Origin of the sequence: Sorangium sp. So ce131, from assembly GCF_051519095.1 — a bacterium.
Classification (GTDB): Bacteria; Myxococcota_A; Polyangia; order Polyangiales; family Polyangiaceae; genus Sorangium.
Window position 1 is genome coordinate 12,360,432 of sequence record NZ_CP150455.1, and the last position, 26,195, is coordinate 12,386,626.

19 protein-coding genes are annotated in these 26,195 nt (G+C 71.8%); 13 read left to right on the forward strand and 6 right to left on the reverse strand.

Features of this window, described 5'->3' with window-relative positions:
- Positions 1-42: 42 nt before the first annotated feature.
- Entirely contained in the window at positions 43-525 is a 483-nt protein-coding gene (locus tag WMF43_RS44980; protein ID WP_437674622.1) for a DUF1348 family protein, read from the forward strand.
- Positions 526-683: 158 nt separating this feature from the next.
- Here the strand turns inward: WMF43_RS44980 and WMF43_RS44985 are convergent, their stop codons facing one another.
- From WMF43_RS44985 to WMF43_RS44995, 3 genes are all read right to left on the reverse strand, one after another.
- On the reverse strand, positions 684-1,631 hold the full coding sequence (locus tag WMF43_RS44985; RefSeq protein WP_437674624.1) for a DUF979 domain-containing protein: 948 nt from the start codon (positions 1,629-1,631) through the stop codon (positions 684-686).
- A complete protein-coding gene (locus WMF43_RS44990; RefSeq protein WP_437674626.1) occupies positions 1,628-2,320 on the reverse strand; it encodes a DUF969 domain-containing protein in 693 nt (230 codons plus the stop codon). Before WMF43_RS44990 ends, WMF43_RS44985 begins: the two co-directional genes overlap by 4 nt.
- An 89-nt stretch (positions 2,321-2,409) precedes the next feature.
- On the reverse strand, positions 2,410-3,126 hold the full coding sequence (locus tag WMF43_RS44995; protein WP_437674628.1) for a transcriptional regulator: 717 nt from the start codon (positions 3,124-3,126) through the stop codon (positions 2,410-2,412).
- Positions 3,127-3,740: 614 nt separating this feature from the next.
- Between WMF43_RS44995 and WMF43_RS45000 the strand changes: the two genes are divergently transcribed.
- From WMF43_RS45000 to WMF43_RS45020, 5 genes are all read left to right on the forward strand, one after another.
- Positions 3,741-6,248, forward strand: a complete 2,508-nt coding sequence (locus tag WMF43_RS45000; protein ID WP_437674630.1) for a MopE-related protein — start codon at positions 3,741-3,743, stop codon at positions 6,246-6,248.
- A 127-nt stretch (positions 6,249-6,375) separates the two neighbouring features.
- Positions 6,376-7,122, forward strand: a complete 747-nt coding sequence (locus WMF43_RS45005) for an ABC transporter ATP-binding protein (RefSeq protein ID WP_437674632.1) — start codon at positions 6,376-6,378, stop codon at positions 7,120-7,122.
- Positions 7,122-9,239: an FtsX-like permease family protein gene (locus WMF43_RS45010; RefSeq protein ID WP_437674634.1), complete on the forward strand. Its 2,118-nt coding sequence runs from the start codon at positions 7,122-7,124 to the stop codon at positions 9,237-9,239. The genes WMF43_RS45005 and WMF43_RS45010 overlap by 1 nt, the downstream gene beginning before the upstream one ends.
- A gap of 282 nt (positions 9,240-9,521) precedes the next feature.
- A complete protein-coding gene (locus tag WMF43_RS45015) occupies positions 9,522-10,547 on the forward strand; it encodes a sulfate ABC transporter substrate-binding protein (RefSeq protein ID WP_437674636.1) in 1,026 nt (341 codons plus the stop codon).
- A 106-nt stretch (positions 10,548-10,653) separates the two neighbouring features.
- Complete coding sequence (locus WMF43_RS45020) at positions 10,654-12,414, forward strand: SulP family inorganic anion transporter (RefSeq protein WP_437674638.1); 1,761 nt, start codon at positions 10,654-10,656, stop codon at positions 12,412-12,414.
- A gap of 5 nt (positions 12,415-12,419) precedes the next feature.
- Here WMF43_RS45020 and WMF43_RS45025 read toward each other — a convergent pair whose 3' ends face one another.
- A complete protein-coding gene (locus WMF43_RS45025) occupies positions 12,420-13,196 on the reverse strand; it encodes an RNA polymerase sigma factor (protein ID WP_437674640.1) in 777 nt (258 codons plus the stop codon).
- Between the two features lie 470 nt (positions 13,197-13,666).
- Between WMF43_RS45025 and WMF43_RS45030 the strand changes: the two genes are divergently transcribed.
- The 4 genes from WMF43_RS45030 (at position 13,667) to WMF43_RS45045 (ending at position 18,989) form a co-directional block, all read left to right on the forward strand.
- Complete coding sequence (locus WMF43_RS45030) at positions 13,667-15,613, forward strand: YgiQ family radical SAM protein (RefSeq protein ID WP_437674642.1); 1,947 nt, start codon at positions 13,667-13,669, stop codon at positions 15,611-15,613.
- The gene (locus WMF43_RS45035) at positions 15,588-16,814 is read left to right on the forward strand and encodes an aminotransferase class V-fold PLP-dependent enzyme (protein ID WP_437674644.1); all 1,227 of its coding nucleotides are present in this window, start codon (positions 15,588-15,590) and stop codon (positions 16,812-16,814) included. Before WMF43_RS45030 ends, WMF43_RS45035 begins: the two co-directional genes overlap by 26 nt.
- Before the next feature lie 290 nt (positions 16,815-17,104).
- The gene (locus WMF43_RS45040) at positions 17,105-18,562 is read left to right on the forward strand and encodes a serine hydrolase domain-containing protein (RefSeq protein ID WP_437674646.1); all 1,458 of its coding nucleotides are present in this window, start codon (positions 17,105-17,107) and stop codon (positions 18,560-18,562) included.
- A 124-nt stretch (positions 18,563-18,686) separates the two neighbouring features.
- Entirely contained in the window at positions 18,687-18,989 is a 303-nt protein-coding gene (locus WMF43_RS45045) for a DUF3817 domain-containing protein (RefSeq protein ID WP_437674648.1), read from the forward strand.
- A gap of 81 nt (positions 18,990-19,070) precedes the next feature.
- Here the strand turns inward: WMF43_RS45045 and WMF43_RS45050 are convergent, their stop codons facing one another.
- The gene (locus tag WMF43_RS45050; protein ID WP_437674650.1) at positions 19,071-19,652 is read right to left on the reverse strand and encodes a hypothetical protein; all 582 of its coding nucleotides are present in this window, start codon (positions 19,650-19,652) and stop codon (positions 19,071-19,073) included.
- Between the two features lie 51 nt (positions 19,653-19,703).
- Positions 19,704-20,609, reverse strand: coding sequence for a hypothetical protein (locus WMF43_RS45055; protein WP_437674652.1), 906 nt, complete (start codon positions 20,607-20,609; stop codon positions 19,704-19,706).
- A 107-nt stretch (positions 20,610-20,716) separates the two neighbouring features.
- Between WMF43_RS45055 and WMF43_RS45060 the strand changes: the two genes are divergently transcribed.
- The 3 genes from WMF43_RS45060 to WMF43_RS45070 all read left to right on the forward strand — a co-directional run bounded on the left by WMF43_RS45060 (position 20,717) and on the right by WMF43_RS45070 (position 26,180).
- Positions 20,717-22,591 carry a bifunctional homocysteine S-methyltransferase/methylenetetrahydrofolate reductase gene (locus WMF43_RS45060; RefSeq protein WP_437674654.1) on the forward strand — a complete coding sequence of 625 codons (1,875 nt, stop codon included), beginning with the start codon at positions 20,717-20,719 and terminating at the stop codon, positions 22,589-22,591.
- A 98-nt stretch (positions 22,592-22,689) separates the two neighbouring features.
- Complete coding sequence (locus WMF43_RS45065; RefSeq protein WP_437674656.1) at positions 22,690-25,347, forward strand: M1 family aminopeptidase; 2,658 nt, start codon at positions 22,690-22,692, stop codon at positions 25,345-25,347.
- Positions 25,348-25,391: 44 nt separating this feature from the next.
- Positions 25,392-26,180, forward strand: a complete 789-nt coding sequence (locus WMF43_RS45070) for an enoyl-CoA hydratase-related protein (protein WP_437674657.1) — start codon at positions 25,392-25,394, stop codon at positions 26,178-26,180.
- The last annotated feature ends 15 nt before the right edge of the window (positions 26,181-26,195 follow it).

Consider the following 26,195-nt stretch of genomic DNA (forward strand, 5'->3'; position numbering starts at 1 on the left):
GCCATCGTCGGCGGATTCGACGAACTTTGGTCGAGGTGCCCCATGAGCCAGGAAGCTACCGGTTCACGCCCGCCGCTCCCCCCGTTCACCGCCGAGACCGCCGCTCGCAAGGCGAGGATGGCCGAGGATGCCTGGAACAGCCGGGATCCCGCGCGCGTCGCGCAGGCGTACACCGTCGACAGCCGCTGGCGCAACCGCGCGGAGTTCTTCGAGGGCCGCGCGTCGATCGAGGCGTTTTTGCACCGCAAGTGGCAGCGCGAGCTCGACTACCGCCTGATCAAGGAGGTCTGGGCGTTCACGGGCAACCGGATCGCGGTGCGTTTCGCCTACGAGTGGCATGACGACAGCGGCAACTGGTACCGCTCCCACGGCAACGAGCAGTGGGAGTTCGACGATCACGGCCTGATGCGCCGCCGCGAAGCGAGCATCAACGACGTGCAGATTCCGGAGCAAGCCCGGAAGTTCCACTGGCCGCTAGGCCGCCGGCCAGACGATCACCCCGGCCTGACCGATCTCGGCCTCTAGCGCGGTCCTCATCCGTCTCCAGCAATGCGTCCCAGAGCGGCGGTCACCCGCACAGGAGACGGGCCCAGATCGGCGTTTTCGGCGCGGAGGCGCACTCCTGTGCGCTGAGCACCGAAAACGTCGATCTGGGCCCGTATCCGAAGCGGGTGACCGCCGCTCTAAGTGAGCAGGTAGAGGAGGAGGGTGTTCCCGGCCAGGAGGAGCAGCGCGGTGGGGAGCTGGGCCTTGATCACGGCGTCGCGATCGGGCAGCCCGAGCAGCGCGGCGGGCACGAGGTTGAAGTTCGCGGCCATGGGCGTCATCAGCGTCCCACAGAAGCCGGACAACATGCCGATGGCGCTCACGATGGCCGGGTCGCCGCCGAAGCGGCGCACGATGAGGGGCAACCCCACGGCCGCGGTCATGACGGGAAACGCCGCGAACGCGTTCCCCATGATCACGGTGAACACCGCCATGCCCACCGTGTAGGCCGCCACCGCGGCGAGGCGGCTGCCGAGCGGGAGCACGTTCCCGGTCAACTCCCCCACCACGTCGCCCAGGCCGGCGGCCGCGAACACGACGCCGAGCGCGGCCAGCATCTGGGGCAGGATCGCCGCCCAGCCCACCGCGTCGAGCAGGCGCCGGCCTTCCTGCAACGGGGCGAGCAGCGGCGGTCGCAGCCACGCCATCGAGGCCGCGAGCGCCAGCGCGACGCCGAGGGTGAGCGAGATCAACGTGGCCTGCCCGGGCTCGAGCAAGGGGGCTCCGTGGATCTCGATCCTCTTCAGGACCAGCGTGCCGAGGAGGGCGGTCGCCGGGATGAGCAGCGCCGGGAGGAAGAGGTGGTCTCCGCGGCGCTCGGCGTCGGCGAGCCGCTGCTCGCGCGTCGTGGTGGCGGCGCGCCCTTGCCCGAGGCCCCCGAGGCCGGCCAGGAGCACGAGCGCGATCACGAGCACCCCGTTCCCGAGGTCGCCCAGGCGTGAACCGAAGAGGAAGCTCGCCGCCAGGAGGCCCCAGAAGAGGCTGTTCCTCCAGCGCGTCGGGTGCTCGCGGTCGAGCGCGCTCAGGATCGCCGACGCCGCGAAGAACAGCCCTGCCACGGCGTAGCCGAGATCGAGCGTGATCATTCGCGCGCCTCCCCGGCGTCCCTGCGGGCGAGCTCGCGCTGGAGCCGCCGGTCGAGCAGGAGCAGCCGTGTCCCGTGGACGAGGAGCGCCATGACCGCCGTGGGGATGGCCCAGACCGACACCTGGAGCGGCTCGACGATGATCCCGTTCTGCTCGAGAAACCCCTTGATCAGCAGGATGGACGCGATGGCGATGAAGATGTCCTCGCCGAAGAACAGCGCCACGTTGTCGGCCGCCGCCGACCAGGCGCGGATACGAAAGCGCGCGCTGTCCGGCAGCGGCCCGTACCGGTTCTCGGACGCGCCCTCGGCCATGGGCGCGATCAGCGGCCGGACCATCTGCGCGTGGCCGCCCAGCGAGGTCAGGCCGAGGGCGGCGCTGAGCTGTCGCAGGACGAAGTAGACCAGCAGCAGGCGTCCGGTCGTGGCCGTCTTCACCCGCGAGACCAGCGCGCGCGCGCGCTCCTGGAGGCCCGAGCGCTCCAGGAGACCGATGACCGGCAGGACGAGCCAGACCAGGCTCACGTAACGGTTGTCGTTGAACGCCTTGCCGAAGGCGGAGATCCCCTGGACCGGGCTCATCCCCGCCGCGAGGCTGGTCACGACGGCCGCCGCCGCGACGACCAGGAGCGGATTGATCCGGGCGACGAAGCCGGCGACCACGACCGCGACCCCGAGGAGCGTGAGCATGCGTCCTCCCTCGTGCTCGCGCGCAAGGTCCCACGCTGGCGCCCAGGTGGCCAGGGCGCCCTTCGGCGACGTGGCGCCGGCGGCGCCGCTCAGGGCTGGTTCGCGCAGGTGGTCCTGAGGGCGCGGGCCTTGTCGATGCACGTGGCGAGCGCGCTCTCGGGCGGGTCGTCGGGGCACTCGGCCTCGAAGGCGCGGACAGCGCCGAGGAGGCCGCGCGGGGCGGAGCCGGCGGAGCCCAGGTCGAGCTTGCGCTTCTGGGCGTCATCATCGTCGTCGCCGCCGGCGAGCAGGAGCACGCCGGCCACCGCGCCCGCGACGACGACGCTGGTGACGACGCCCGCCACGATCACCCCGGTCTTGCCGTCCACCTCCGGCGGCTCGGCGTCGGGGAGCGACGGCGCGTCCGCCGGGATCGGCTTCGCCTCGAGGCCCGCCGAGAGCGCGGTGGTGACGAGGCCGCCCGCGAGCCCCAGGCCGCCGATGACGAGGCTCCCCACGGTGAGCGCGCTCGGCCCCGCGTCGGCGCTCGCGCGCACGTCGGCGCTCGCGCGCACGTCGGCGGAGAGGCGCGCTTGCGCCGCGTTGCACACCGCGTAGGCGTCGAGCCGGTGGAGCTCGAGCGCCACGCGAGGCGCGGTGTCGGGCGACAGCTTCGCTGCGAGGAGGACATCGTCCGCGGACCGCCTCGGCGTGAAGGCCTCGGGCGCAGCCGCAGGTCGCGTGGAGGACTTCCCGCAGCCGGAGAGGCCACACGCGAGGAGCAAGATCAACGTGCTGGAGAGGACACGATCGCGTCGCAGGATCATGCAGATACGCTACGCCGATCGCTCGCGGCTCCGTCGAACGAAATTGCCAGAGCTCCGCTCCCGGCGAGCAGGCGGGGTGAGCGTAGGGTGGAGGCATGGCGTATCCGACCTGTGGCGGCGTCAAGCCACCTCGTCACGCGCGTTGACTGCCGGGCTGCTCCTCCGAGAGCGACAGCAGACATCGACTCATCTTCCTGGTACCGTGTCGCCCAGGGACGAGCCAGCAGGGCCGGCGTTGCGGACGCCACGCGCCCATGATGGCTTCTCGACGACACGCCCGAGCGCGCCGCCTGCCCGGGCGTCTGCCTGGCCAGCTTGGATCCGGTGGCAATGGCTCCTCCTGCCGGGACCACCACACAGGGACCGAGGCCGCAAGGCGAGAGGGACATCCGTGCAGCTCCCCGTGGCCTCGCCGGCTGCGGTCGGAGCGGAGCGGCGCGGCCTGGAGCCACGGCGCTTTGTTCGTGATGGTCCGGAGGCTCAACGCGCTGAACGAGGAGCGCGTCTAGCGCATCCTAGGGCGCATGCGTGCGAGCAAAGGTCTCCTGGTTCGTTCGAGCAACGTGGCTGCTGCATTCCAGCGGCGTCTCTGGCTGCTATTCCTGCTCAGCTCGATGGCGGGATGTCGACCGGTCAGCGACGGCGGCGACGGCGGCGACGGCGGTGCGGGCGGCGGCGGCGACGGCGGTGCGGGCGGCGGCGGGACGACCTCCAGCTCGAGCGGCACCGTCTGTGAACCCGGCGCCCGGATCGCGTGTTACTCCGGCCCGGCGGGCACCGAGGGCATCGGGGACTGCACGGCCGGGCAGCGGACGTGCAACGAGTCCGGCACCGACTACGGCCCCTGCGAGGGCGAGGTGCTGCCGTCGCCCGAGCGCTGCTCCACCCCGGGCGACGAGGACTGCAACGGCACGTCGGACGAGGGCGACCCCAGCTGCGTCTGCATCCCGGGGACGGAGGTCCTCTGCTACGGCGGCAGCATCGAGACGGTCGGCGTCGGTGCATGTCAGGCCGGCAAGTCCCGTTGCAACGAGGACGGCAGCGGCTTCGGCCCGTGTCTCGGCCAGGTCCTGCCGGCGGCCGAGACGTGCGCGACCCCGGTCGACGACGACTGCGACGGCGCCGTCAACGAGGAGGGCGCCGGCTGCGTGTGCCTGCCAGGCGAGGTTGTCCCCTGCTACTCCGGCCCGCCGGACACCGCGGGCGTCGGCCTCTGCGCCGCCGGGACTGCGACCTGCAACGCCCTGGGCACGGCCCTCGGCCCGTGTGAAGGGGAGGTCCTGCCGGCGGCCGAGACGTGCGCGACCCCGGTCGACGATGACTGCGACGGCGCCGTCAACGAGGAGGGCGCCGGCTGCGTGTGCCTGCCAGGCGAGGTTGTCCCCTGCTACTCCGGCCCGCCGGGCACCGCGGGTGTCGGCCTCTGCGCCGCCGGGACCGCGACCTGCGACGCCCTGGGCACGGCCCTCGGCCCGTGTGAAGGGGAGGTCCTGCCGGCGGCCGAGACGTGCGCGACCCCGGTCGACGACGACTGCGACGGCGCCGTCAACGAGGAAGGCGCCGGCTGCGCCTGCCTGCCGGACCAGGTTGTCCCCTGCTACTCCGGCCCGCCGGGCACCGCGGGCGTCGGCCTCTGCGCCGCCGGGGTCGCGACCTGCGACGCCCTGGGCACGGCCCTGGGCCCGTGTGAGGGAGAGATCCTGCCGTCGGTGGAGACCTGCGACACGCCGGTCGACGACGACTGCGACGGCGAGGTGAACGAGGGCGGCACCGGCTGCGCGGCCGGCGAGATCTCCGTGCATTGGGCCAAGCGGCTCGCCGGCGTCACGATCAGCAGCGTGGCCGTGGACGCGATGGACAACACGATCGTCACCGGCCGCTTCTCTACCCCTGTCGACTTCGGCGCCGGCGTGCTCGTCCCCGAGGTGAGCGATGATCCCGAGTGGCCCGACTTTCCCGAGGCGTTCGTCGCCAAGTACGATCCGAGCGGCCATCTCGTCTTCGCGAAGACGTTCCCGGGCCGAGAGACCGCCGCGTACAGAATCGACACGGACGCTTCCGGGAACATCGTCCTCCTCGGGTCGTACGGCGATACCTCCGTGGACTTCGGGGACGGCTTGCGCGTCTCCGGAGGGCCCTACATGTCGTTCAACTACCTGGTCAAGCTCAATCCGTCGGGCAACAGCATCTGGGTCCAGGGCTTCCTCAGCGTAACCCGCTCGATCTCCGACACGGGCCACATCTTCAGCGCGAACGACATCGCGGTGGACGGCGCGGGCGACGTGATCCTGGTGGGCTCGTTCCGCGGCACGTACGACCTCGGCGGGGCAGCGCCGCTCTCCGCCGAGATCTCGATGTTCGGTGAGTTCGACGCCTTCGCCGCGAAGCTCTCGGGCGCGACCGGAGACACCGTCTGGAGCATGGATACCGGAGGTCCCTTGAACGACGGCCTGAGCGGCGTCGACGTGGGTCCTGCGGGCGAGATCGCGGCCGTCGGCGACATGAGCCGCTACGTCGGACCTCCGAGCGACGATGTCATGGCTCGCTGCCTCGTGGCGCTGAAGCTCGGCCCTGCAGGCGACGAGCTCTCCCGCCAGGAGTACTGCAATACCGAGTACGGCGACCATGGCGCTCAGGTCGCGCTCGATGCCATGGGCGACATGGTGTTCTCAGGAACGGTCGTGGTCGGCACGGACCTCGGCGGCGGGCCGGTCACCCCGCCGCCCACCCACGGGACGAGCCGGACGATCCCCGTCGTCGCGAAGTTCGATGATGCCGGCAACTATCTCTGGCACAGGCCGCTCTGGCCGCGCCTCGGCGTCGACGCGGCGCGGAACATCACGGTCGCGGACTCCCTGTCGGGCACGCTCGACTTCGGCGTCGGCACGCTCTCGAGCGCCGGCTCCTCGGACGTGTGTCTGGTCAAGCTGGATCCCGGCGGCAATCTCCTCGCTTCCGGGTGCTACGGCGACGCGAGCAGCCAGACCGTCAGCGATCTCGCCGTCTCTGCCGGAGGCAGCGCGGTGCTTGCCGGCAGCTTCGCCGGCACGCTCACCTTCGGGTCGGCGACGCTGGTGAGCGAGACAGGGCAGGACGCCTTCCTCGTGAAGGTCGAGCACTGACGGGGCGCTCGCCGCCGCGGCGCCGCGGCGGCGAGCGCCCTCGCGCGGCCGCCCGCGCCGCCGGACCGCCCCCCGATCGTGATGAACGCCGCGCGGAGATCCTGTAGACCATTTCGCTATCCCTCCCGTGAGCTCCGCCGAACCCGTCCTCCGCGTCCGCAACCTCCACAAGTCCCACGCGCTCGGCGCCACGCCCATCGAGGTGCTCCGCGGCGTCGACCTGGACATCCACGCCGGCGAGATGTGCGCCATCATGGGCCCCTCCGGCGTCGGCAAGAGCACGCTGCTCTCGTGCGTCGCCGGCCTCGAGGGCCCCGACCGCGGCGAGGTCCGCGTCCTCGGCGAGGACATGGCCGCCCTCGACGAGGACGGCCGCACGCTCCTGCGCCGCCGGCGCATCGGCATCATCTACCAGTTCTTCAACCTCGTCCCGACGCTCACCGGCTACGAGAACATCGTCCTGCCGTACCTCATCGACGGCGCCGCGCCGGACCACGACGCCGCCTCGCGCATGCTCGATCGCGTCGGCATGCGCGCCCGCGCCGAGCACCTGCCCTCGCAGATGAGCGGCGGCGAGATGCAGCTCATCTCCATCGCGCGCGCGCTCGTCCGCCGCCCCGCGCTCGTGCTCGCCGACGAGCCCACCGGCAACGTCAACATCGCGACCGGCCGCCGCATCATGGCCCTGCTCGCCGACGCGCTCAGCGACGCCGGCAGCGCGATGCTCCTCGTCACGCACAACGCCGAGGACGCCGCCCGCGCCCACCGCGTCGTCTTCATGCGCGACGGCCTGCTCCTGCACGACGCCGCCCTCGCCGGCCCCGCCGTCACCTCGGCCGCCGTCCACGACCGCCTGAAGGAGCTCGGGATCTGATGCTCCTCCTCCGCGCGCTCTTCCAGCCGCTCGTCCGCCTCCTCGCCCTGCGCAACCTGCGCGCCGACCGCTTCGGCGCCATGGCCGCCCTGCTCGGCGTCGCCCTCGGCACCGCCACCGTCAACGTCGTCCTCATCCTCGACGTCGGCACGCGCGCCGTCGAGGCGAGGAGCTACATCACGAACCCCGACCTCCCCGTCCTCGGCGATCAGACCATCACCCTGCGCGGCCTCCGCCCCGACGGCCAGCTCATCGCCGCGGCCGACGCCCAGGAGGAGACCCACGAGGACTACGAGATCATGCGGTCCGCGATCCGCCTCGGGTCGCTCTCCGCGTTCCTCGTCGGCGCCCTCATCGTCTTCTTCACGTTCAACGTCGCCGTCGAGCGCCGGCGCCGCGAGATCGCGCTCCTGCGCAGCGCCGGCGCGCTGCCCCCGCAGGTCGCCGCGGTCTTCGTGTTCGAGGCCCTCTTGCTCGGCCTCGGCGGCGCGGCGCTCGGCCTGCTCGCGTCGATCCCGCTCGCGTACCTCGCCGCGAAGGCGGGCATCACGACGACCGGCCGCGCCCGCATCCCGCTCCACGCCATCCGCCTCCCCTGGACGGCGATGCTGCTCGTCTGCGCGACGGGCGCCCTCACCGCGCTGCTCGGCGTGCTCCGCCCGGTGCGCGACGCGCTCCGCCTCGACATCGCCCGCACCCTGCGCCCGCGCTTCCTCGAGGGCGGCGCCGGCCTCCGGCGCCGCATGCGCGGCGTCACGCTGCTCGCCCTGCCGTTCATGGTGCTCGTCTACGGCCTGCTCCGCCCCTTCTTCCGGCAGTCCTTCGGGTCGTTCGCGTTCTTCGTCATCGAGGCGGGCCTCGTCTGCGCCGCGTTCCTCGCCGCGATCGTCTTCGTCCCCGATCTCGTCGCGCGCCTCGGCGCGCTCGCCGTCCGCCTCGCGCCGCGCCGCTGGGCGGCCGAGCGCCTGCTGCTGGAGCGCCGCGTCCAGCACAGCGGCCACGAGCTCTCCTGGAGCATCGGCGGCGTGATGATGGTCTTCGCCCTCCTGCTCGCGCTGCACATCGCCACGGCGGCCCTGAAGGAGGAGGTCTCCGCCTGGGCCGGCCGCGCCATCGCCCCGTACACGTTCCTCTACCCCGACGCGCCGATGGGCCACGCCGAGAGCTTCCTCCCGAACGTGCCCGATCGCCTCGTCGCGGCGCGCTTCTCCAGCCGCACCCCGTGGCCCAACGTCGCTTACGCCGTCCCGTCCGCCGAGCTCCGCGCGCTCGCCGAGGCCGCCGGCCGCGAGGACGCGATCGCCGTCAGCCGCCGCTTCGGCCCGGGCAAGGTGATCGTCTCCACGATGATGGCCCGCCGCTTCGACGTCGGCGTCGGCGACCTGCTCGAGGTGAGCGGCCGCGCCGGCGCGCGCCGCCTCGAGATCGTCGGCGTCACCGACGACATCGGCTACGTGCACGCCCCCGGCGCCTACCGCAACCTGCGCACCTACGCGGTCATCGACGCGGCCGACTACCCGGTCATCTCGCCCTACGCGAGCGCGATCGGCCACACGATCGCGCTCGCCGACCCCGTGACCGGCGCGGCGGTCGGGCGCGGCGGCCCCGTGACGCCGCCGTGGGACGAGATCCTCGCCGGCGTGCCGCGCGTGTTCGACGTCAGGATGCAGACGGGGACCGAGATCGAGGCGATCCGCAAGAAGGCCACCGGGCGCGACTTCGTCATCTTCGACATGATCCTCGGCTTCACGACGGTGCTCGCCGCGATCGGCGTGGCGAACCAGATGGTCCTGGCGCTGCACGCGCGCCGCCGCGAGCTCGCGCTGAACCGCGTGCTCGGCATGACGGCCGGCCAGGTCCGGCGGATGGTCCTGATGGAGGGCGCGCTCGTGGGCGCGATGGGCGGCGCGCTCGCGGTCGTGCTCGGCATCCCGATGGGCTCCGCGGCGCTCGGCGCCCTGCGCACGGTGTCGAGCTTCGAGGTCGAGTTCAGCATCCCGCCCGAGTACGGGCTGCTCACGGCGCTCGGCGCGACGGCGGTGGCGCTCGCCGCCTCGCTCTACCCGGCGCTCGGCGCGGGGCGGAGCAACGCGGCGGAGTCGGTCCAGTACGAGTAGGGCCGGCGGGCGAGGCTCACCGGGGTCTCCCCGGTCCGCCATGGCGAGCTCATCCCTCACCGTGCGTCGGTCGAGGCCGAGCAGGCCGAGACTCCCCGCAAGCGCTCTGGATCTCGCCCCAGAGAGGCGCGTGCAGGTGCGTCACATGGCCGCGACGAACACATGACGATCACGCTGGAGCCCCTCGGAATCGTCCGCTATAAAAGATGAAACATCCGCTATAGAAGACATTCCCTTCTCCTCGTCGCTGGGTTCCCGGCCGCGAGCCCTGGGGTTCCCGTGGTGACGAACCGCGCGCTCAACATCTTCTCGATCGTGCTCGTCGTCCTGGCGGTCGGCGCGATCGCGGCGAAGAACGTCGAGCGAAGGGCCCCCGTCGAGCTGTTGAATGTCTCCTACGACCCTACGCGGGAGCTCTACGCGCGCATCAACCCGCTGTTCGAAGCCAGGTACGAGGAGGCGGTCGGGAAGCGAATCTCGATCAAGCAGTCCCACGGCGGTTCGTCCCAGCAGGCTCGGTCGGTGATCGCCGGGCGGCACGCCGCCGACGTGGTGACGCTCGGGCTGCCTTCGGACGTCGACTCGCTGCGCAAGCACGGCCTGATCGCCGACCGCTGGTCCCAGCGCCTGCCGAACAACGCGCAGCCCTACTACTCGACGATCGTGTTCGTCGTCCGGCGCGGGAACCCGCTGGGCATCCGCGACTGGCCCGACCTCGTCAAGCCTGGGGTCGAGGTGATCACGCCGGATCCCAAGACCTCCGGGAACGGCAAGCTGAGCGCGCTCGCGGGCTGGGGAGCGACGCTGCAGCGCGGCGGGACCGAGGCGGACGCGAGGGCCTACCTGAAGGCCCTGTACGAGCACGCCCCGTTCCTCGAGGCCGGCGCGCGGGCCGCCGCCGTCGCCTTCGCCGTCGAGAAGCTCGGCAACGTCCACCTCGCTTGGGAGAACGAAGCGCTCCGCGAGGTCGCCGAGGCGAGCGGCGAGCTCGAGCTCGTCTACCCTCCTATCAGCATCCTCGCGGAGCCGGCCGTCGCGTGGGTCGACGTGAACGTCGCCAAGCACGACCTGAAGTCGCCAGCCGAAGCCTATCTCGCCTTCCTGTTCACGGACGAGGCGCAGGAGATCATCGCGCAGAGCGGCTACCGGCCCTTCAAGCAACAGGTGCTCGAGAAGCACGGGGCTCGATTCCCTCGGGTAAACCTGTTTCCGATCACGGCAATCGCAGAGAGTTGGGACGATGCGCAGCACAAATTCTTCGCCGAGAACGGGATCATCGAGACCGTCTACGAGCCCAAGCCCAGGTAGCCCCACGGACCCGGGCCGCGCGCCTGGGCTCGCGCGCCTCGGCGAGAGCCCAGGCGAGCGCCGCGCGAGCGACCAGGAGAGCCCGCGCCGCGCCGCGCGCTACGGCGTGAGCGAAGCGCGCCGCGATCTGCAAGCGGCCGTCACGGTCGCGGTGATCTCCCTCCCGCAGAGCATGGCCTACGCGCTGGTGGCGGGCGTCGACCCCCGCTTCGGGCTCTACACGGCCATCGTCTTCACGGCGGTCGCGTCGATCCTCGGGTCCTCGTCCCACCTCATCAACGGGCCCACGGGGGCGGTGTCGCTCGTCACCTTCAGCGCGCTGTCGTTCATCGACCCCGAAGCTCGCCTGGACGCGTACGAGGCGATGTTCCTGCTGAGCGCGATGATCGGCGTCATCCAGATCGCGATCTCGCTGCTCAGGTTCGGGGATCTGACGCGGTACATCTCCGAGTCGGTGATCACCGGCTTCATGAGCGGCGCCGCGATCCTGACGATCGTCGGGCAGATCGCCAGCGCGCTCGGGCTCCGGAGCCAGGGCACGGGCCACCAGCACGTGTTCCATCGGCTGTGGCTGACGCTGACCCAGGGCGGGGCCATCAGCGGCAAAGCGCTGGCGATCTCCGCCGGGAGCGTCGTCCTCTCGGTGATCGCTCGCAAGCTGGTCAGGCGCTACAAGCTGCCGCAGCTCGACACGTTCTTGGTCCTGCTCGCGGTGTGCGTGTGCGCCTACCTCCTCGGGTGGTCGCGGCCCGGCGCGACGGGCAAGGCCGCTGTGGCGCTGATCGAGGAGGTGCCCGCGAGCCTCCCGCGACCTCACATCCCGGAGATCGAGTGGACCTGGCTCGGCAAGTTGTCCTCCGGCGCCTTCGCCATCGCGCTCCTGGGTCTGCTCGAGACCCTGGCGATCGCCAAGGCCATCGCGCACAAGACCCGGGAGACGCTCGATCTCAACCGGCAGTGCCTCGCGGAGGGCGTCGGCAACCTGACGGGCGCGTTCTTTCGCTGCCAACCGGGCGCCGGGTCGCTCTCCCGGTCGGCGATCAACTACCAGGCAGGCGCGGCCACGAAGCTCTCGGGGGTGTACACCGCCGGGTTCGTCGCGGTGATGGTCCTGCTGCTCGCCCCGCTCACCCACTACATCCCCAAGGCCGCGCTGGCCGGCCTCCTCGTCGTCGCCGCTGCGCGTCTCATCGACGTCGAGCGCCTGCGCTACGTCGTCCGCGCGTCTCGTTACGACGCCGCGCTCTTGGCCTTGACCTGGCTTTCAGCGCTCGTCATCGGCGTCGAGTTCGCGATCCTCATCGGCGTCGGCTTCTCGCTCGTGTTGTTCGTGCCGCGCGCGGCGAAGCTGAAGCGCGCCGAGCTGGTCGTGACCGACGAGCGCGTCGTGCGCGAGAGGACGCGCTCGGACCCGAGGTGCACCGCCGTGAGCATCCACGATCTCGAAGGCGAGCTCTTCTTCGGCGCCGCCCCGGAGCTCGAGCGGCACCTCGATCACGCCCTGCGGCTCGCGCGCTCGCAGGGCACGCGCTGCCTCGTGATGAGGCTCAAGCGGCTGCGCAATCCCGACGCGGTCTGCCTCGAGCTCTTGGAGCGCTTCCTCCGGGGTACGTCGACCGAGGGCGTCGCGGTCTTCCTGGCGGGCGTGCGGCCCGACCTCCTGAGCGGGATGCAGCGCTTGCGGTTCGGCGACTGGTTCCCGATGGAGCGCTGCTTCATGGAGGCCGACGACGACGAGGACTCCGCGACGCTCAAGGCCGTTCGCAAGGCCTACGATCTGCTCGGCCCCGCGAACACCTGCGAGCACTGCGCCGCGCTCGCCCTCTCGGAGAGGCCCGTGGGCGCGGCGGCTTACTACCTCGTGTAAGGTCATCACCGCTTCGGCGCCGGCCGCCGCGGCGTCGTCGCCTCGCCGGCGAACGGCGTCTCGCCGATGCGCAGCGCCCTCCGCTGCTCCTCGCTGAGCCGCTTCACGGCCGCCCGGAAGTCCTCGCGGGCGAGGCGGATCCGGTTCTGGGCCGTGTTCTCGTTGATCCCGAGCTCGCGCGCGATGTCCACGACCGGGATGCCGAGCATGTCGTGCATGACCAGCACGACGCGCCGCTGCGGGACGAGGCTGGCGAGCAGCCTGTCCACGACCTGGGCCCGCTCCGCCTCGGCGATGTGGTGCTCGACGCCGGGCCGCATGTCGACGGCGGCGAAGACCACGTTGCCGTGCAGGCCCGCCGGGACCTCGCGGCGACGATAGGCCCGGTCGCGGTAGCGGCTCAGCTGCCGCCAGGCGATCCCGAAGATCCAGCCGTGCAGCGGCCCCCACGCCCGCCGCGAGCGCAGCGCGCTGATCCGCAGGAGCGCCTCCTCGAGCGACACCTCCTCGCTCTCCACAGGCTCGTCCTCGTCGAGCTCGTCGAGCTCATCGCGCTCGATCTCCTCGCGCGCCGCCGGGGTCGCGTTCAGGAGGCGGCTCACGTCGAAGGTATTCAGCCTTTTGTAAACCGCCATGAGGATTTCCTGCAGCGCATCCTCGAGATCGTTCGGTCCGACGCCGGAGCTGCGGACCAACCGGCGGAGAAAGGAGACGCTCGCCTCGTGAACCAAGTTGAAGCTCTGACGCTTGTCGCTGCGCGCATGATCGGATTGAGATCCCACATATATTTTTGCCCTTGGTCACTCCAGGTCGTTTGGGAACCGGCCCCCCGCGCGCGGATCACCCTTGTTTTGAAGGCTTTTTGTTCTCCGGGGCGACTCGCTGCGTGGGCGGCGGCCGCGGCCCCGCGGCGCGCCAGCCCTCATGTCCCGTCATGAGTTCGCCGGCGCGCCTCATGTCGGAATTCAGACGCAACTCGCGAGGCACCGAGTAATTTGTGCGAATTCGCCGCGGAAAACGCCTACAGCGCCCCTCGCCCGGCCCGGCGGGCGCCGCCCTCTCGGGCGCCGACGACCGGTCGCGCCGGCCCCCGCAGGGCGCCGGGAGCGGCGGCTTTCCCGCGCCCAGGTCCTCGGCCGTGCCTCCTCCCGCCGGTCCCGAGCCGGCGGGCGCCCTCCGCCGCGCGGCCGGCCGGGGCCGTCCCCTTGCCGACCTTGCCGACCGCCCCCCCGGCCCGTAGGGTGACGGCGCCGTGCCCCTCCTCCAGCTCCGCCGCAGCGCCGGCGCCGCCCCCCGCGACCTCACCGCCTTCCTGCCGACGACCCGGGAGGAGATGCGCGCGCGGGGGTGGGACGCGCTGGACATCCTGATCGTCAACGGCGACGCCTACGTCGACCACCCGGCCTTCGGCGCGGCCATCATCGGGCGCTTCCTGGAAGGCCGCGGCTTCCGTGTCGGGATCATCTCCCAGCCGGGCTACCAGGACACGGGCGACCTCCTCCGCATGGGCGTCCCCCGGCTCATGGTCGGGGTCACCGCGGGCAACCTCGACTCGATGCTGAACAAGCTCACCGCGCAGAAGAAGGTCCGCAGCGAGGACCAGTACTCGCCGGGCGGGCAGGTGGGGCTCCGCCCGAACCGGGCCTCGATCGTCTACGCCAACCTCTGCCGGCAGGCGTTCCCCGGCGTCCCCATCGTGCTCGGCGGCATCGAGGCCTCGCTCCGCCGCATCGCGCACTACGACTACTGGTCCGACCAGGTGCGCCGGTCGGTCCTGCTCGACGCCAAGGCCGACCTGCTCATCTTCGGCATGGGCGAGAAGGCCGTCTGGGAGGTCGCCGACCGGCTCCGGCGCGGCGAGCCCGTCCGGTCGATCCGCGACGTCCGGGGCACCGCCTTCCCGATGCGCAAGGGCGAGTGGGAGCAGATCGAGGGCTCCCGCTACGTCGCCGACGGGAAGCCGGTGCTCCTCCCGAGCTACGAGGAGGTCGCCGCGGACAAGCGCGCCTTCGCGGAGATGTCGCGCGCGTTCCAGTTCGAGACGAACCCCGGCAACGCCCGCCCGCTGCTCCAGCCGCACGGCGCCGAGGCCGTCTACTTCAACCCGCCCGCCTTCCCCCTCGAGACGGGGCAGATGGACGCGCTCTACGACCTGCCCTTCACCCGGGTGCCGCACTGGTCGTACGACGCGCCCATCCCCGCCTACGAGACGGTGAAGCACTCGGTCGTGACGATGCGCGGCTGCTTCGGCGGCTGCACGTTCTGCTCGATCACGGAGCACGAGGGCCGGGTCATCCAGTCGCGCTCGGCGGAGAGCATCCTGCGCGAGGTGCGCGCGCTCCGGCGCATGGACGGCTTCCGCGGCGTGCTCAGCGACCTCGGCGGGCCGACCGCGAACATGTACCAGATGCGGTGCAAGGACGAGGCGATCGAGAACGCCTGCCGCCGGCTCTCGTGCGTCCACCCCGAGGTCTGCGAGAACCTGAACGCCGACCACGGCCCGCTGCTCGATCTGATGAAGGCGGTGCGCGAGGAGGAGGGGATCAAGAAGGTCTTCATCGCCTCCGGCGTGCGCTACGACCTCGCCGAGCGGTCGCCCGAGTTCATCGAGGAGCTCGCCGCGCACCACACGGGGGGCCAGCTCTCCGTCGCCCCGGAGCACAACAAGAAGGACGTGCTCGACAAGATGAAGAAGCCCGGCATCGAGAGCTACGAGCGCTTCGCCGAGCGGTTCCGGTGCGCGAGCGAGGAGGCCGGCAAGAACCAGTTCCTCGTCCCGTACTTCATCTCGGGGCACCCCGGCTCGACGCTGCGGGACATGGTCGACCTCGCCGTGTACCTGAAGAAGAACGGGATGAGGCCGCGCCAGGTGCAGGACTTCATCCCGACGCCGATGTCGATGGCCGCGTGCATGTACCACACCGGGATCGACCCGCTCACGCGCGAGCCGGTGTACACGGCGAAGGATCTCCGGGAGAAGAAGCTCCAGAAGGCGCTGCTGCTCTACTGGGATCCGGCGCACCACGACGAGGCGCGGGAGGCGCTCGTCAAGGCGGGCCGCGCGGACCTCATCGGCACGAAGCCGCACTGCCTCGTGCCGCCGGCGGCCGGCAAGGGGGCGCCGCCCCGCTACCTGGCCAAGGTGCGCGGCGAGCGCCGGGGGAGACCAGCCGATGCGACACACCGCCGAAGTCGATAAGGATCGCGCCTTCGCCGCGAAGCTCGGCGACCGCGGGCTGTTCCCGCACCTCGCGCCGCTCGTCTACGTGAACCACGCGGGGATCTCGCCCCCGTCGCGGCCGGTGCGCCTCGCGATGATCGCGCTGCTCGACGACTACGCCGCGCAGGGGGCGGCCGCGTTCCCCGCGTGGTACGCGCAGCGCGCCCGCCTGCGCGAGAAGCTCGGCCGGCTGATCGGCGCCGCGGGCGAGGACATCGCGCTCGTCCAGAGCACGACGCGCGGCCTCTCCGACGTCGCGCTCTGCTTCCCGTGGCGGCCGCGCGACCGGGTGATCCTCTTCGAGGGCGAGTTCCCCGCGAACGTGACGCCCTGGCAGCGCGCGGCCGCGCTCTTCGACCTCGACGTCGTCTTCCTCCCGCTCGGCGGCTTCGCGGACGGGAGCGGCGCGGGCCTCGCCCGGCTCGAGGACGAGCTCCGGCGCGGCGCGCGGCTCGTCGCGGTGAGCGCGGTGCAGTTCCAGACGGGCCTCCGGATGCCGCTCGCGCCCATCGGCGCGCTCTGCCGAGCGCACGGCGCGGAGCTCTGCGTGGACGCGGTCCAGGCGGCCGGCGCGACGCCGCTCGACGTCGAGGCGGCGGGGATCGACTACCTCGCGTGCGGCGGCCACAAGTGGCTGATGGGCCTGGAGGGCACGGGCTTTTTGTACATCCGCCGCGAGCGCCTGCCGGCGCTCCGCCCCGTGGTCGCGGGCTGGCTGAGCCACGAGGACGGCGTGAGTTTCCTGCTCGAGGGCCCCGGCAAGCTCCGCTACGACCGGCCGATCCGGCAGCGCGCCGACTTCGTCGAGGGCGGCAACCTCAACGCCGCCGGGTTCGCGGGGCTCGAGGCCGCGGTGGACTTGATCCTCGGGCTCGGCGTCGACGTGATCCACGCGCACGCGAACCGCTTCAACGATCCGCTCGAGGAGGGGCTCCGCGCGCGCGGCTTCGAGAGCCTGCGCGCGGAGGAGCCGGCGCTGCGATCGTGCTCGCTCGGGGTGAGGCCGCCGGGCGGCGCCTCCGTGGTGGAGCTCTACCGCGAGCTCACGCGGCTCGGCGTCGCGTGCGCGATCCCGGACGGCGTGCTGCGCTTCTCGCCGCACTGGCCGAACGCGCTCGACGAGACCGAGCAGGTGCTGCTCTCGGTCGACGAGGCGATGGCGCGGCTCCAGAAGCAGTAATCCGCCGCGCGGCGCAGGCGCGGCGAGGAGCGCGCGCCGGTGCACACGCATGGCACAGGCACGCGTGCCACCGCGGGTGCCATCATGACTTCGCCGCACCTGTCATGAGCGCGCGGCGCAAGTGCGCGTGACGTCGTCCGTCGGCGGATGGCACGAGAGATGGATAAGGCCCAGTCGGGGGCGCGAGCCGGGAGCGCATCCACCCCAGCCGAGACGACCCGTGATCCCCGCATCGTGCGAGGTGGCGCGCGAGGTTCGGCGACAGCACCCGGCGAGGAGTGATCCATCCCATGAAATCGAAGAGCTTGGCTTTGCTCGCGGCGGCGTCCGTCGCTTACCTGTCGTCGACGCCCTCTGCTCACGCGCAACCAGTGATTGACATCCCATCGATTGATTTGCCCCCGTTCAGCAGCCTCGTCTACGGCAGTCCATCGTCGGTGGGCATGGACCGCGCCGCCCTGCAAAGCGCGGTCGACGAGCTCGAGGACGCGGTGCTCGACGACCACATCAAGGGCGCGGTCATCCTGGTCGCCCGCCACGGCAAGATCGTGCTCCACCAGGCGGTGGGGCAGAGGGACGGCCTGAACGAAGCAGTCCCCGGGATGTCATGGAAGCCGATGCCGGCGGACGGGATGTTCGATCTCGAATCCATGACGAAGCCGTTCACCGCCTTCCTGGCGATGAAGATGCAGGAGTCCGGTGATTTCCCGGGCTTCAACATCAACAACACGGTCATCTCGTACTTCCCGGAGTTCGCGATGTCGTCGGACCCCGAGGGGAGCACCGCGACCGTCCGGGACCTCATGCGGTACGCCTCGGGCGAGGACATGGACTACTTCGGCGACCCCGAGAACGGCGTCCTCGACGACGCGGATCCGTGGCACACGCTGCTCGATACGCCGCTCTACTACAGCCCGAACCAGAAGGTCCTCTACAGCGATCTCGGCTACCGCATCCTGGGCCACGTCCTGGAGAAGGTCGGCAATAGCTCGCTCCAGAAGCTGATGAAGAAGTACATCTTCGATCCGCTCGAGATGTACGACACGACCTTTAGGCCGTCGGAGTACATGCCGGAGAAGCAGGCTCGCTTCGTCGGCACGGCCTACTCGGCCATCCGGGGGCGCTACCTGCGGGGCGAGGTCCAGGACGAGACCGACTACCACCTCGAGTCGACCACGCAGATCCCGACCCCGGCCTCGGGCCTCCGCGATCAGCTCACCGGGTGCGACGGCCTGTTCTCGACCGCGTGGGATCTCGCGAAGTTCGCCCAGATGCTCCTCGACCGGGGCGACTACAGGACCTGGTGCCTAGACTCTCCCTTGTCCCCGGAGAAGAAGAAGCGCTGCACGAGGAGCCTGCTCTCGCCGACCGCCATCGACGCGATGGCCACGAACCAGACGGATGGAGTCGGGCTCTCGACGGCGAGCCTCACGTACGCCGAGAACCTGTTCTACGCGAACAAGGGGTACGGCTGGGAGCTCTGGAACGCGGGCGCGTGGCCCGGCGGCTCGTTCACCTCGACGTCCGCCTACAGCAAGACGGGCGGCGCCGGGACGCTCATGGTCATCGATCCCGATCCGGCGCGCGATCTCTTCATGATCCTGCTCACGAACCACGGGTTGCCGAAGTTCGACAACTTCGGCCGCGACAGCGCGGGCAACCTGTACTGGGGCGAGTTCGACGACATGCTCACTAACATCCGCGCCGAGACGATCAGCCAGATCGTCTTCTCGTCGGCCGCGCCCTGACCGTCGCCCCCGGGACGTGCCCAAGAGGCGGCGCCCCGCCGCCGGCAACGGGGAGGAGCATGCACCTCGACGACCGTGCGGTGGATCGCGTGCTCCTTCCGCCCGGCTGGTCTACGGTCTCGTCATGACCGCGCTGCGCCAGCTCCGCCTCGTCGCGATCCTCGAAGGCCTGTCCTATCTCGTCCTCCTCTTCATCGCGATGCCGCTCAAGTACCTCGCCGGGCTGCCCCTCGCCGTCCGCGTCGTCGGCAGCGCCCACGGCCTCCTCTTCGTGCTGTTCCTCGCCGCGCTGCTCCGCGCCGCCGCCAAGCACCGCTGGCCGCTCAGCCGCTCGACGCTGGCTTTCGTCTCGTCGATCGTCCCCTTCGGGACGTTCTTCTTCGATCGCTCGCTGCGGCGCGAGATCGCGGCGGCGCCGCGGCCCTAGTTCCACCTGTCATGAAGTCTTGGCAGGGATCACCATAGTAAAAACTGTTGACAAACAAAGCGACCTGGCAAAGGGCCCGTGTCAGCGCGCCCGCTCGTAATCGAGCGCGGCCTTCTCCACCACGTCCCAGTCCCTCGCGGCCCGCTCGGCCTCGGCCACGAGCTCCGCCGTGAACAGCGTGAGCCCCCAGATCCCGTTGTCGCGCCGGCGGAACGCGTACCGCGTGCCGCGGGCGGTCTCGACCGTCGCCCGCTCGCCGGTCACCTCCACCTTGGCGATGCCGGACAGGTCGCGCCGGAGGCGCGCGAGGAAGCCCTGCTTGACGGCCATGTCGACCCACACGTCCGCCCCGTCCTCGGCCATCGCGTGCGCCCGGTACTCCTCGAGCAGGCGCGAGCGCTCCGGCTCCGGGTAGCTCGCCTCGATGCGCTCGCTCGCCTTCCGCCGGTAGTCCCGGATCGTGTAGGCCGCGTGCTGCGCCCGGTCCTCGAGGTACGCGAAGCACGCGCGCGGATCGTTCACGCCGAGGCTGTAGGCGATCCGGAGGTAGGCGCCCGCCGGCGTCGTGTCCGGCGGGAACTCGTTGAGCTTGCGCCAGCAGAGCCAGAGCGCGATCAGGGCGGCGGCGGCGGCGCCCCAGGCGATGGCGCGGCGACGGGTCATGCGCGGGTCACTTTCACGGCGCGAGGAGGACGACCCCGACGTGGCGCCCCGTCAGTCGATGTGCCCGCCGAACTGGAGGTAGAACGACGCCACGCCGCGCCGGTCGAACCGCCCCCGGTCGAACGCCGGCCCGAGCGGCTCGTCCAGCGCGAGCAGCAGGCCGGCGCGCATGAAGAAGCTCTTCTGGCTGTCGTACACGAAGTACGGCATCAGGGAGACCTGGCCCCGGTCGTCGTAGATCGACGACGGGACCCACACGGTCCTGAGCGAGAGCCCGCCGCCGAAGCCCGCGCGGCTCTGGAGCTCGGGCTCGACCTTCGCCTGGAACACCACGTCGAGGTCGTCCGAGTCGTCGATGCCGTCGATGCCCACGCGCGCGCCGCGGTCCCGCATCGGGAGGAAGAACGTGAGGTCGCCGCCCGCCCTGAGCACGAAGGCGCGGCCGAAGCGGTACTCGATGCCCCCGAGGCCCCCGAACGGGAGCGAGTCCCGCGCCCAGAGGTGCAGGTCGTAGTAGGCCATCGCCTCGGACCCGCGCGCGAGGGACCAGCGCCAGTCGTAGTCGTCGACCATGCCGAGCGGCAGCCCGGCGCGGCCGCCCGCGTACCACGTGAGCTTCCCTTTGATGTCCGAGTAATAGATCGTGAACGTCGGGTTCCCGAGCCCCGCGCGCGACTGGTCGCGCGGGTCGTCCAGGTCGCCCGGGCCGTCGAGCGAGAGCGCCAGCGGGAACTTCAGGTTGATGAACAGGTCCGGCGTCGGCTCGAACTGGACGAACGGCACCGCGGCGACCGCCGTGCCCCAGTAGCTGGCGCTCCACAGGTGGAGGTCGACGCCCGCGTCCGAGGTGTGCACGGGCGGGTGCCATGCGAGCGCCTCCGAGGGCGCGGAGAGCAGGGGGGCAGCGGCGGAGACCGCCAGGGCCAGCGCGTGGAGCCATCGTCGGGGCGTGCTCATCTCGCGATCTGCGTACCGAGATCCTGGGCGCGCCGTCAACCGGGCCGCGCCGGAAGCTGCGTCAGGACCCCTTCCTGGCCGGCCCCGGCGTCCCTAGGATGCCGCGCATGTCCCCCACGAGACCGGCGGCACCGTTCCTCGACGCGATCCAGCGCTCGATCCTCGTGTTCGACGGGGCGATGGGCTCGCTGCTCTACGAGCGCGGGGTGTTCGTCACCCAGAACTTCGAGCAGCTCAACGTCGCGCGCCCCGAGCTCGTCAAGAAGGTCCACGCCGACTACCTCGCGGCGGGCGCGAACGTCATCGAGACGAACACCTTCGGCGCGAACAGGTTCCGCCTCGAGCGCTACGGGCTCGTCGACGAGGTGCGCCGGTTCAACCTCGCCGGCGCGCGGATCGCCCGCGAGGTCGCGGGCGACGACGCGTACGTGGCCGGCTCGATCGGCCCGACCGGGCTCGTGCCCGGCGTGGCCGCGCGCCACGACCTCACCGCCGCGTCCGCCACCTTCGCCGAGCAGGCCGGCGCGCTCGCCGAGGGGGGCGCCGACCTCCTGGTCCTCGAGACGTTCCGCCACCTCGACGAGATCAAGCTCGCCATCGAGGCGGCGCGCGAGGCCGCGCCGGGGCTCCCGATCCTCGCGTCGATGACGTTCGACACGAACGGCGCCGTGGCCGACGGCAGCGAGCCGGAGCGCGTCGCCCAGACGCTGCGCGACTGGGGCATCAGCCTGCTCGGCGTCAACTGCGGCGACGGCCCGCAGCTCTCGCTCGCGATGGCCGAGCGCATGGCGGCGGCGGGGCTCCCGCTCTGCGTGCAGCCGAACGCGGGCCTGCCCCGCACGGTCGACGGCCGCCTCCTGTACATGGCGACGCCCGAGTACTTCGACGTCTTCGCCCGCCGCATGATCCAGGCGGGCGCCACGATGATCGGCGGCTGCTGCGGCACCACGCCGGAGCACGTGCGGTGGATGGCCAAGTCGGCCCGGATGCTCCGCGGCGCCGCCGCGCGCGACGACGCGTGGCCCGCCGCGCGCCCGCGGATCACGATCGACACGCCCGCCGGGCTCGAGCCCACGCCGCTCGCCGAGCGGAGCCCCCTCGCGGCGAAGATCGCGGCGGGCAAGTTCGTCGTGTCCGTCGAGGTGAACCCCGCGCCCGGGCTCGACCCCGAGGGCGCGCTGAGCGCCGCCAAGATGCTCATCGACAGCGGCGTCGACGTCGTGAACGTCGCCGACGGCCCGCGCGCCACCGCGCGGATGACGAACCTCGCCTTCTGCTCGCTCCTGCTCCAGCGCTACGGCATCGAGCCGATCCTCCACGTCTGCGGCCGCGACCGGAACCTCATCGGCCAGATGGCGCACCTGCTCGGCGCGCACGCGATCGGCATCAAGAACCTCGTCGTCATCACGGGCGACCCGCCGAAGGTCGGCGACTACCCGGAGGCGACGGCGGTCTACGATCTCGACTCGATCGGCCTGCTCCACATGGCGAGCACGATGAACCGCGGCCTCGACCCGGCCGGCAAGCCGATCCCGGGCGGCAAGACGTCGTTCCTGCTCGCGACCGGCATGGAGCCCGGCGCCCCGGACCTCGACAAGGAGATCGCGCGCCTGGAGCGCAAGCGGGCCGCCGGCGCCGACATCATCATGACGCAGCCGGTCTTCCACCAGGATCTGCTCGAGAAGGTGCTGCGGCGGATCGAGCACCTGAAGATGCCGGTGCTCGTCGGCGTGCTGCCGCTCGTCAGCCACAAGAACGCCGAGTTCCTCCACAACGAGGTGCCCGGCATGCAGATCCCCGAGGAGATCCGCGAGCGGATGCGCAAGGTGCCGGCCGGGCCGGAGGCCCGCAAGGAGGGGGTGAGGATCGCCCGCGAGATGCTCTTCGCGGTGCGCGACCGGGTGCAGGGGGCGTACCTGATGCCCCCGCTCGGCAAATACGAGCTCGCGCTCGAGGTGCTCGACGGGCTGAAAGCGAGCTGAGCGGCGCCGCGCGCGCCCCCCGCCCGGGCGCGCCGCCCGCCCAGGCGCGCCAGTTCTTGCTTGCAGGCGCGGGCGCGGCCCGACGAAACTCCGCGGAGATGTCCCTAGAGTACCGGCTTCACGCGCGCTGCGCCTGCGGCTCCGCGCTGTCATCGTCCGAGTTCGGCGCCGCGTCCCGTCCCTTCACGCTCGCCGGCACGAAGCGCGTCTACGAGCGCGCCCGCCCCTTCACGATCCGGCACATCGCCCTGGATCTCGCGCTCGACGTCGCGGAGCGCTCGATCCGCGGCGCGGCGCGGCTCGAGGCGGTCCGCGTGGACCCCGCCGCGCGCGAGATCGCGCTCGACGCGATCGGCTTCGAGATCGAGGCGGTCGAGATCAGCGCCGGCGCCGCGCGCGGCGGCAAGCCCCGGCGCGGCGCCGGCAAGGCGGGCGGCGGCGCGCTCCAGCCGGCCGAGCACACGTACGACGGCGAGACGCTCCGCGTCGCCGTGCCGCTCGAGGAGGCCGAGGCCTCGATCCTGGTCCGCTACCGGGCGACGCCGCGGCGGGGGCTGTATTTCCTCGCGCCGGACGAGCACGTCCCCGACCGCCCGCGCCAGGTGTGGACGCAGTGTCAGGACGAGGACGCGCGCCACATCTTCCCATGCATCGACAAGCCCCACGTCAAGCAGACGACGGAGCTCCGCGCGGAGGTGCCGCCCGGCTGGACGTGCCTGTCGAACGGCGAGCTCCTGAGCGACGCGAAGTCGCACAAGGCGGGCGTCTTCCAGTACCGGCTCGACGAGCCGCACCCGAGCTACCTGTTCACGCTGGTCGCGGGCGAGTTCGCCCGCATCGAGGACGCGGCGGGCGACGTCCCGCTCGCCTACCTCGTGCCGAAGGGCCGCGAGGAGGACGGCCGCCGCACCTTCGCGCGGACCCCGGACATGATCCGCCATTTCGCCGAGAAGCTCGGCGTCCCGTACCCCTACCGCCGGTACACGCAGGCGGTGGTGAGCGACTTCATCTTCGGCGGGATGGAGAACACGACCGCCACGACGATGTACGAGCACATCCTGCTCGACGAGCGGGCGGCGCTCGACATCTCGTCGGACGATCTCATCGCCCACGAGCTGGCGCACCAGTGGTTCGGGGACCTCGTGACCTGCCGCGACTGGTCGCACGGCTGGCTCAACGAGGGGTTCGCGACGTTCATGGAGCACGTCTACCGGGAGCACCACCGCGGCGCCGACGAGTACGATCACGGCCTGAAGGTCGATCTCGACGCCTACCTGGGCGAGGCGCGCGGGCGCTACCGGCGGCCCATCGTCTGTCAGGACTACGACGCGCCGCTCGACGTCTTCGATCGGCACCTCTACGAGAAGGGCGGGCTCGTGCTGCACCTGCTCCGCCGCGAGCTCGGGGACGAGCTCTTCTGGCGCGGGGTGAACACGTACCTGACGCGCCACGCGCGCGGGGTCGCGGAGACGCGGGATCTCGCCCGGGCGCTCGAGGACGTCAGCGGCAGGTCGCTGGAGCGGTTCTTCGAGCAGTGGGTCTTCCGCGCCGGCCACCCCGAGCTCGACGTGAAGATCGAGATCGAGGGGGACCAGTGCGTCGTGACCGTGAAGCAGACGCAGTCGACCGGGCAGCACAGCCGCGAGCACGCGCTCCAGGCGGACGCGTCGACCCCCGTCTTCGCGTTCGACCTGGTGCTCGATCTCGGCTTCGCGGACGGCAAGGGATCGGCCGTGCGCCGCGAGGTGCGGCGGGTGGATCAGCAGGCGCACACGTTCGCGATCCCGATCGCGCGGCGCCCGCGCTTCGTGATCGTCGATCCGGATTTCAGGATCCTGGGCGAGATCAAGGTCGACGCGCCCGGCGATCTCCTGCGGGCCCAGCTCGCGCACGCGCCGACCGCGCGCGGCCGCATGCTCGCCGCGAAGCCGCTCTCGCGGCGCGACGACCCGCCCACGACCCGGGCGCTCGGGCAGTCGCTCGCGGACGCGCGCGAGTTCTGGGGGGTGCGCGCGGCCGCCGCGGGCGCGCTCGGCGCGCTCCAGTCGAGCGCGGCGCTCGCGCTGCTCGAGGCGAACGTGGGCGCGGAGCACCCCAAGGTGCGCCGCGCGGTCGCGGGCGCGCTCGGCCAGTTCCGGTCGGCCAAGGCGGCGGAGGCGCTCGCCAAGCTCGCCCTGCGCGACGCGAGTTACCTCGTCGAGGCCGAGGCGGCGCGGGCGCTCGGCGCGACGCGGCAGAGCTCGGCGTTCGACACGCTGATCGACATCCTCGATCGCCCGTCGTGGGGCGAGGTCATCCGCTGCGGCGCGATCGACGGGCTCGCCAACCTGCGCGACGAGCGCGCCGTGCCCCACCTGACCGCCCGGACGCGCTACGGCGTCCCGACGCGCGGGCGCCGCGCGGCGATCCTGGCGCTGCCGAAGCTCTCGGGGGATCGGCGGACGCGCGAGATCCTCGAGGATCTGCTCGACCAGCCGGATCCGTACCTCCGGGTCGACGTGGCGCGCGCGCTCGGCGATCTCGGCGACGGCCGCTCGCGCGGCGCGCTCCAGCGGCAGCTCGACCGCGATCTCGACGGCCGGGTGCGCCGCCGGATCCGCGAGGTGCTGCGCGACCTCGGCGGGTCGGGCAAGCGCGAGATCGACCGGCTGCGGGACGAGCTCGAGGCGCTCCGGCGGGACAACGCCGAGATCAGGACGCGGCTGGGCAAGCTCGAGGCTGGGGCGAGCAAGGGCAAGAAGGCCGACGGGAAGTGACCGGGCGCCTTGGCGGCGCCGCGGCGGTCGGCTAGGCAGGCTCCATGTCGGAAGCCTCCCCGGTGAAGCTCGAGCGGCGCGGCGCGGTGGCGGTGCTCACCATCGATCGCGCGGATCGCCGCAACGCCCTCTCCCGCGACGCGCTGCTCGCCTTCGGGCGCCTCGGGCGCGAGCTCGTGGCCGATCCGGAGGTGCGCGCGCTCGTGATCACGGGCGCCGGGGACAAGGCGTTCTGCGCGGGCGCCGACCTGAAGGAGCGGCAGGGCATGAGCCCGGACGACGTGCGCCGGCAGGTGGGCCTCTACCGCACCGAGCTCGGGGTGCTGGCGCGGAGCCCGAAGCCCGTGGTGGCGGCGATCAACGGGGTCGCCTTCGGCGGCGGCCTGGAGCTCGCGCTGCTCTGCGATCTGCGGGTCGCGGCCCCGCACGCGGAGCTCGCGCTGCCGGAGACGTCGCTCGGCATCATCCCTGGCGCCGGCGGCACGCAGCGGCTGCCGCGGGTCGTGGGCGAGGCGCGGGCGAAGGAGATGATCCTGCTCGGCCGGAAGCTCGCGGCCTCCGAGGCGCTCGCCTGGGGGCTCGTGAACCGGGTGTCCCCCGAGGGGACGCCGGTGGTCGACGACGCCATCGCGTGGATCGAGCCCATCGCGAGCGGAGCGCCCATCGCGCAGGCCGCGGCGCTCAGGGCGATCGAGGATGGCTACGACGTGCCGCTGGAGCTCGGGCTGGAGATCGAGCGGGTGCACTACGACGAGACGCTGCGCAGCGAGGACCGGCTCGAGGCGCTGCGCGCCTTCGCCGAGAAGCGGAGGCCCGTGTACAAGGGCCGGTGAGGCGGCGAGCGCTGC

What these genes read in the sequence shown, in the direction of transcription:
- WMF43_RS44980 (WP_437674622.1), top strand. Translation starts at nt 43, where the DNA reads ATGAGCCAGGAAGCTACCGGTTCACGCCCGCCGCTCCCCCCGTTCACC.
- WMF43_RS44985 (WP_437674624.1), bottom strand. Translation starts at nt 1,631, where the DNA reads ATGATCACGCTCGATCTCGGCTACGCCGTGGCAGGGCTGTTCTTCGCG.
- WMF43_RS44990 (WP_437674626.1), bottom strand. Translation starts at nt 2,320, where the DNA reads ATGCTCACGCTCCTCGGGGTCGCGGTCGTGGTCGCCGGCTTCGTCGCC.
- WMF43_RS44995 (WP_437674628.1), bottom strand. Translation starts at nt 3,126, where the DNA reads ATGATCCTGCGACGCGATCGTGTCCTCTCCAGCACGTTGATCTTGCTC.
- WMF43_RS45000 (WP_437674630.1), top strand. Translation starts at nt 3,741, where the DNA reads ATGGCGGGATGTCGACCGGTCAGCGACGGCGGCGACGGCGGCGACGGC.
- WMF43_RS45010 (WP_437674634.1), top strand. Translation starts at nt 7,122, where the DNA reads ATGCTCCTCCTCCGCGCGCTCTTCCAGCCGCTCGTCCGCCTCCTCGCC.
- WMF43_RS45035 (WP_437674644.1), top strand. Translation starts at nt 15,588, where the DNA reads ATGCGACACACCGCCGAAGTCGATAAGGATCGCGCCTTCGCCGCGAAG.
- WMF43_RS45040 (WP_437674646.1), top strand. Translation starts at nt 17,105, where the DNA reads ATGAAATCGAAGAGCTTGGCTTTGCTCGCGGCGGCGTCCGTCGCTTAC.
- WMF43_RS45045 (WP_437674648.1), top strand. Translation starts at nt 18,687, where the DNA reads ATGACCGCGCTGCGCCAGCTCCGCCTCGTCGCGATCCTCGAAGGCCTG.
- WMF43_RS45050 (WP_437674650.1), bottom strand. Translation starts at nt 19,652, where the DNA reads ATGACCCGTCGCCGCGCCATCGCCTGGGGCGCCGCCGCCGCCGCCCTG.
- WMF43_RS45055 (WP_437674652.1), bottom strand. Translation starts at nt 20,609, where the DNA reads ATGAGCACGCCCCGACGATGGCTCCACGCGCTGGCCCTGGCGGTCTCC.
- WMF43_RS45060 (WP_437674654.1), top strand. Translation starts at nt 20,717, where the DNA reads ATGTCCCCCACGAGACCGGCGGCACCGTTCCTCGACGCGATCCAGCGC.
- WMF43_RS45065 (WP_437674656.1), top strand. Translation starts at nt 22,690, where the DNA reads ATGTCCCTAGAGTACCGGCTTCACGCGCGCTGCGCCTGCGGCTCCGCG.
- WMF43_RS45070 (WP_437674657.1), top strand. Translation starts at nt 25,392, where the DNA reads ATGTCGGAAGCCTCCCCGGTGAAGCTCGAGCGGCGCGGCGCGGTGGCG.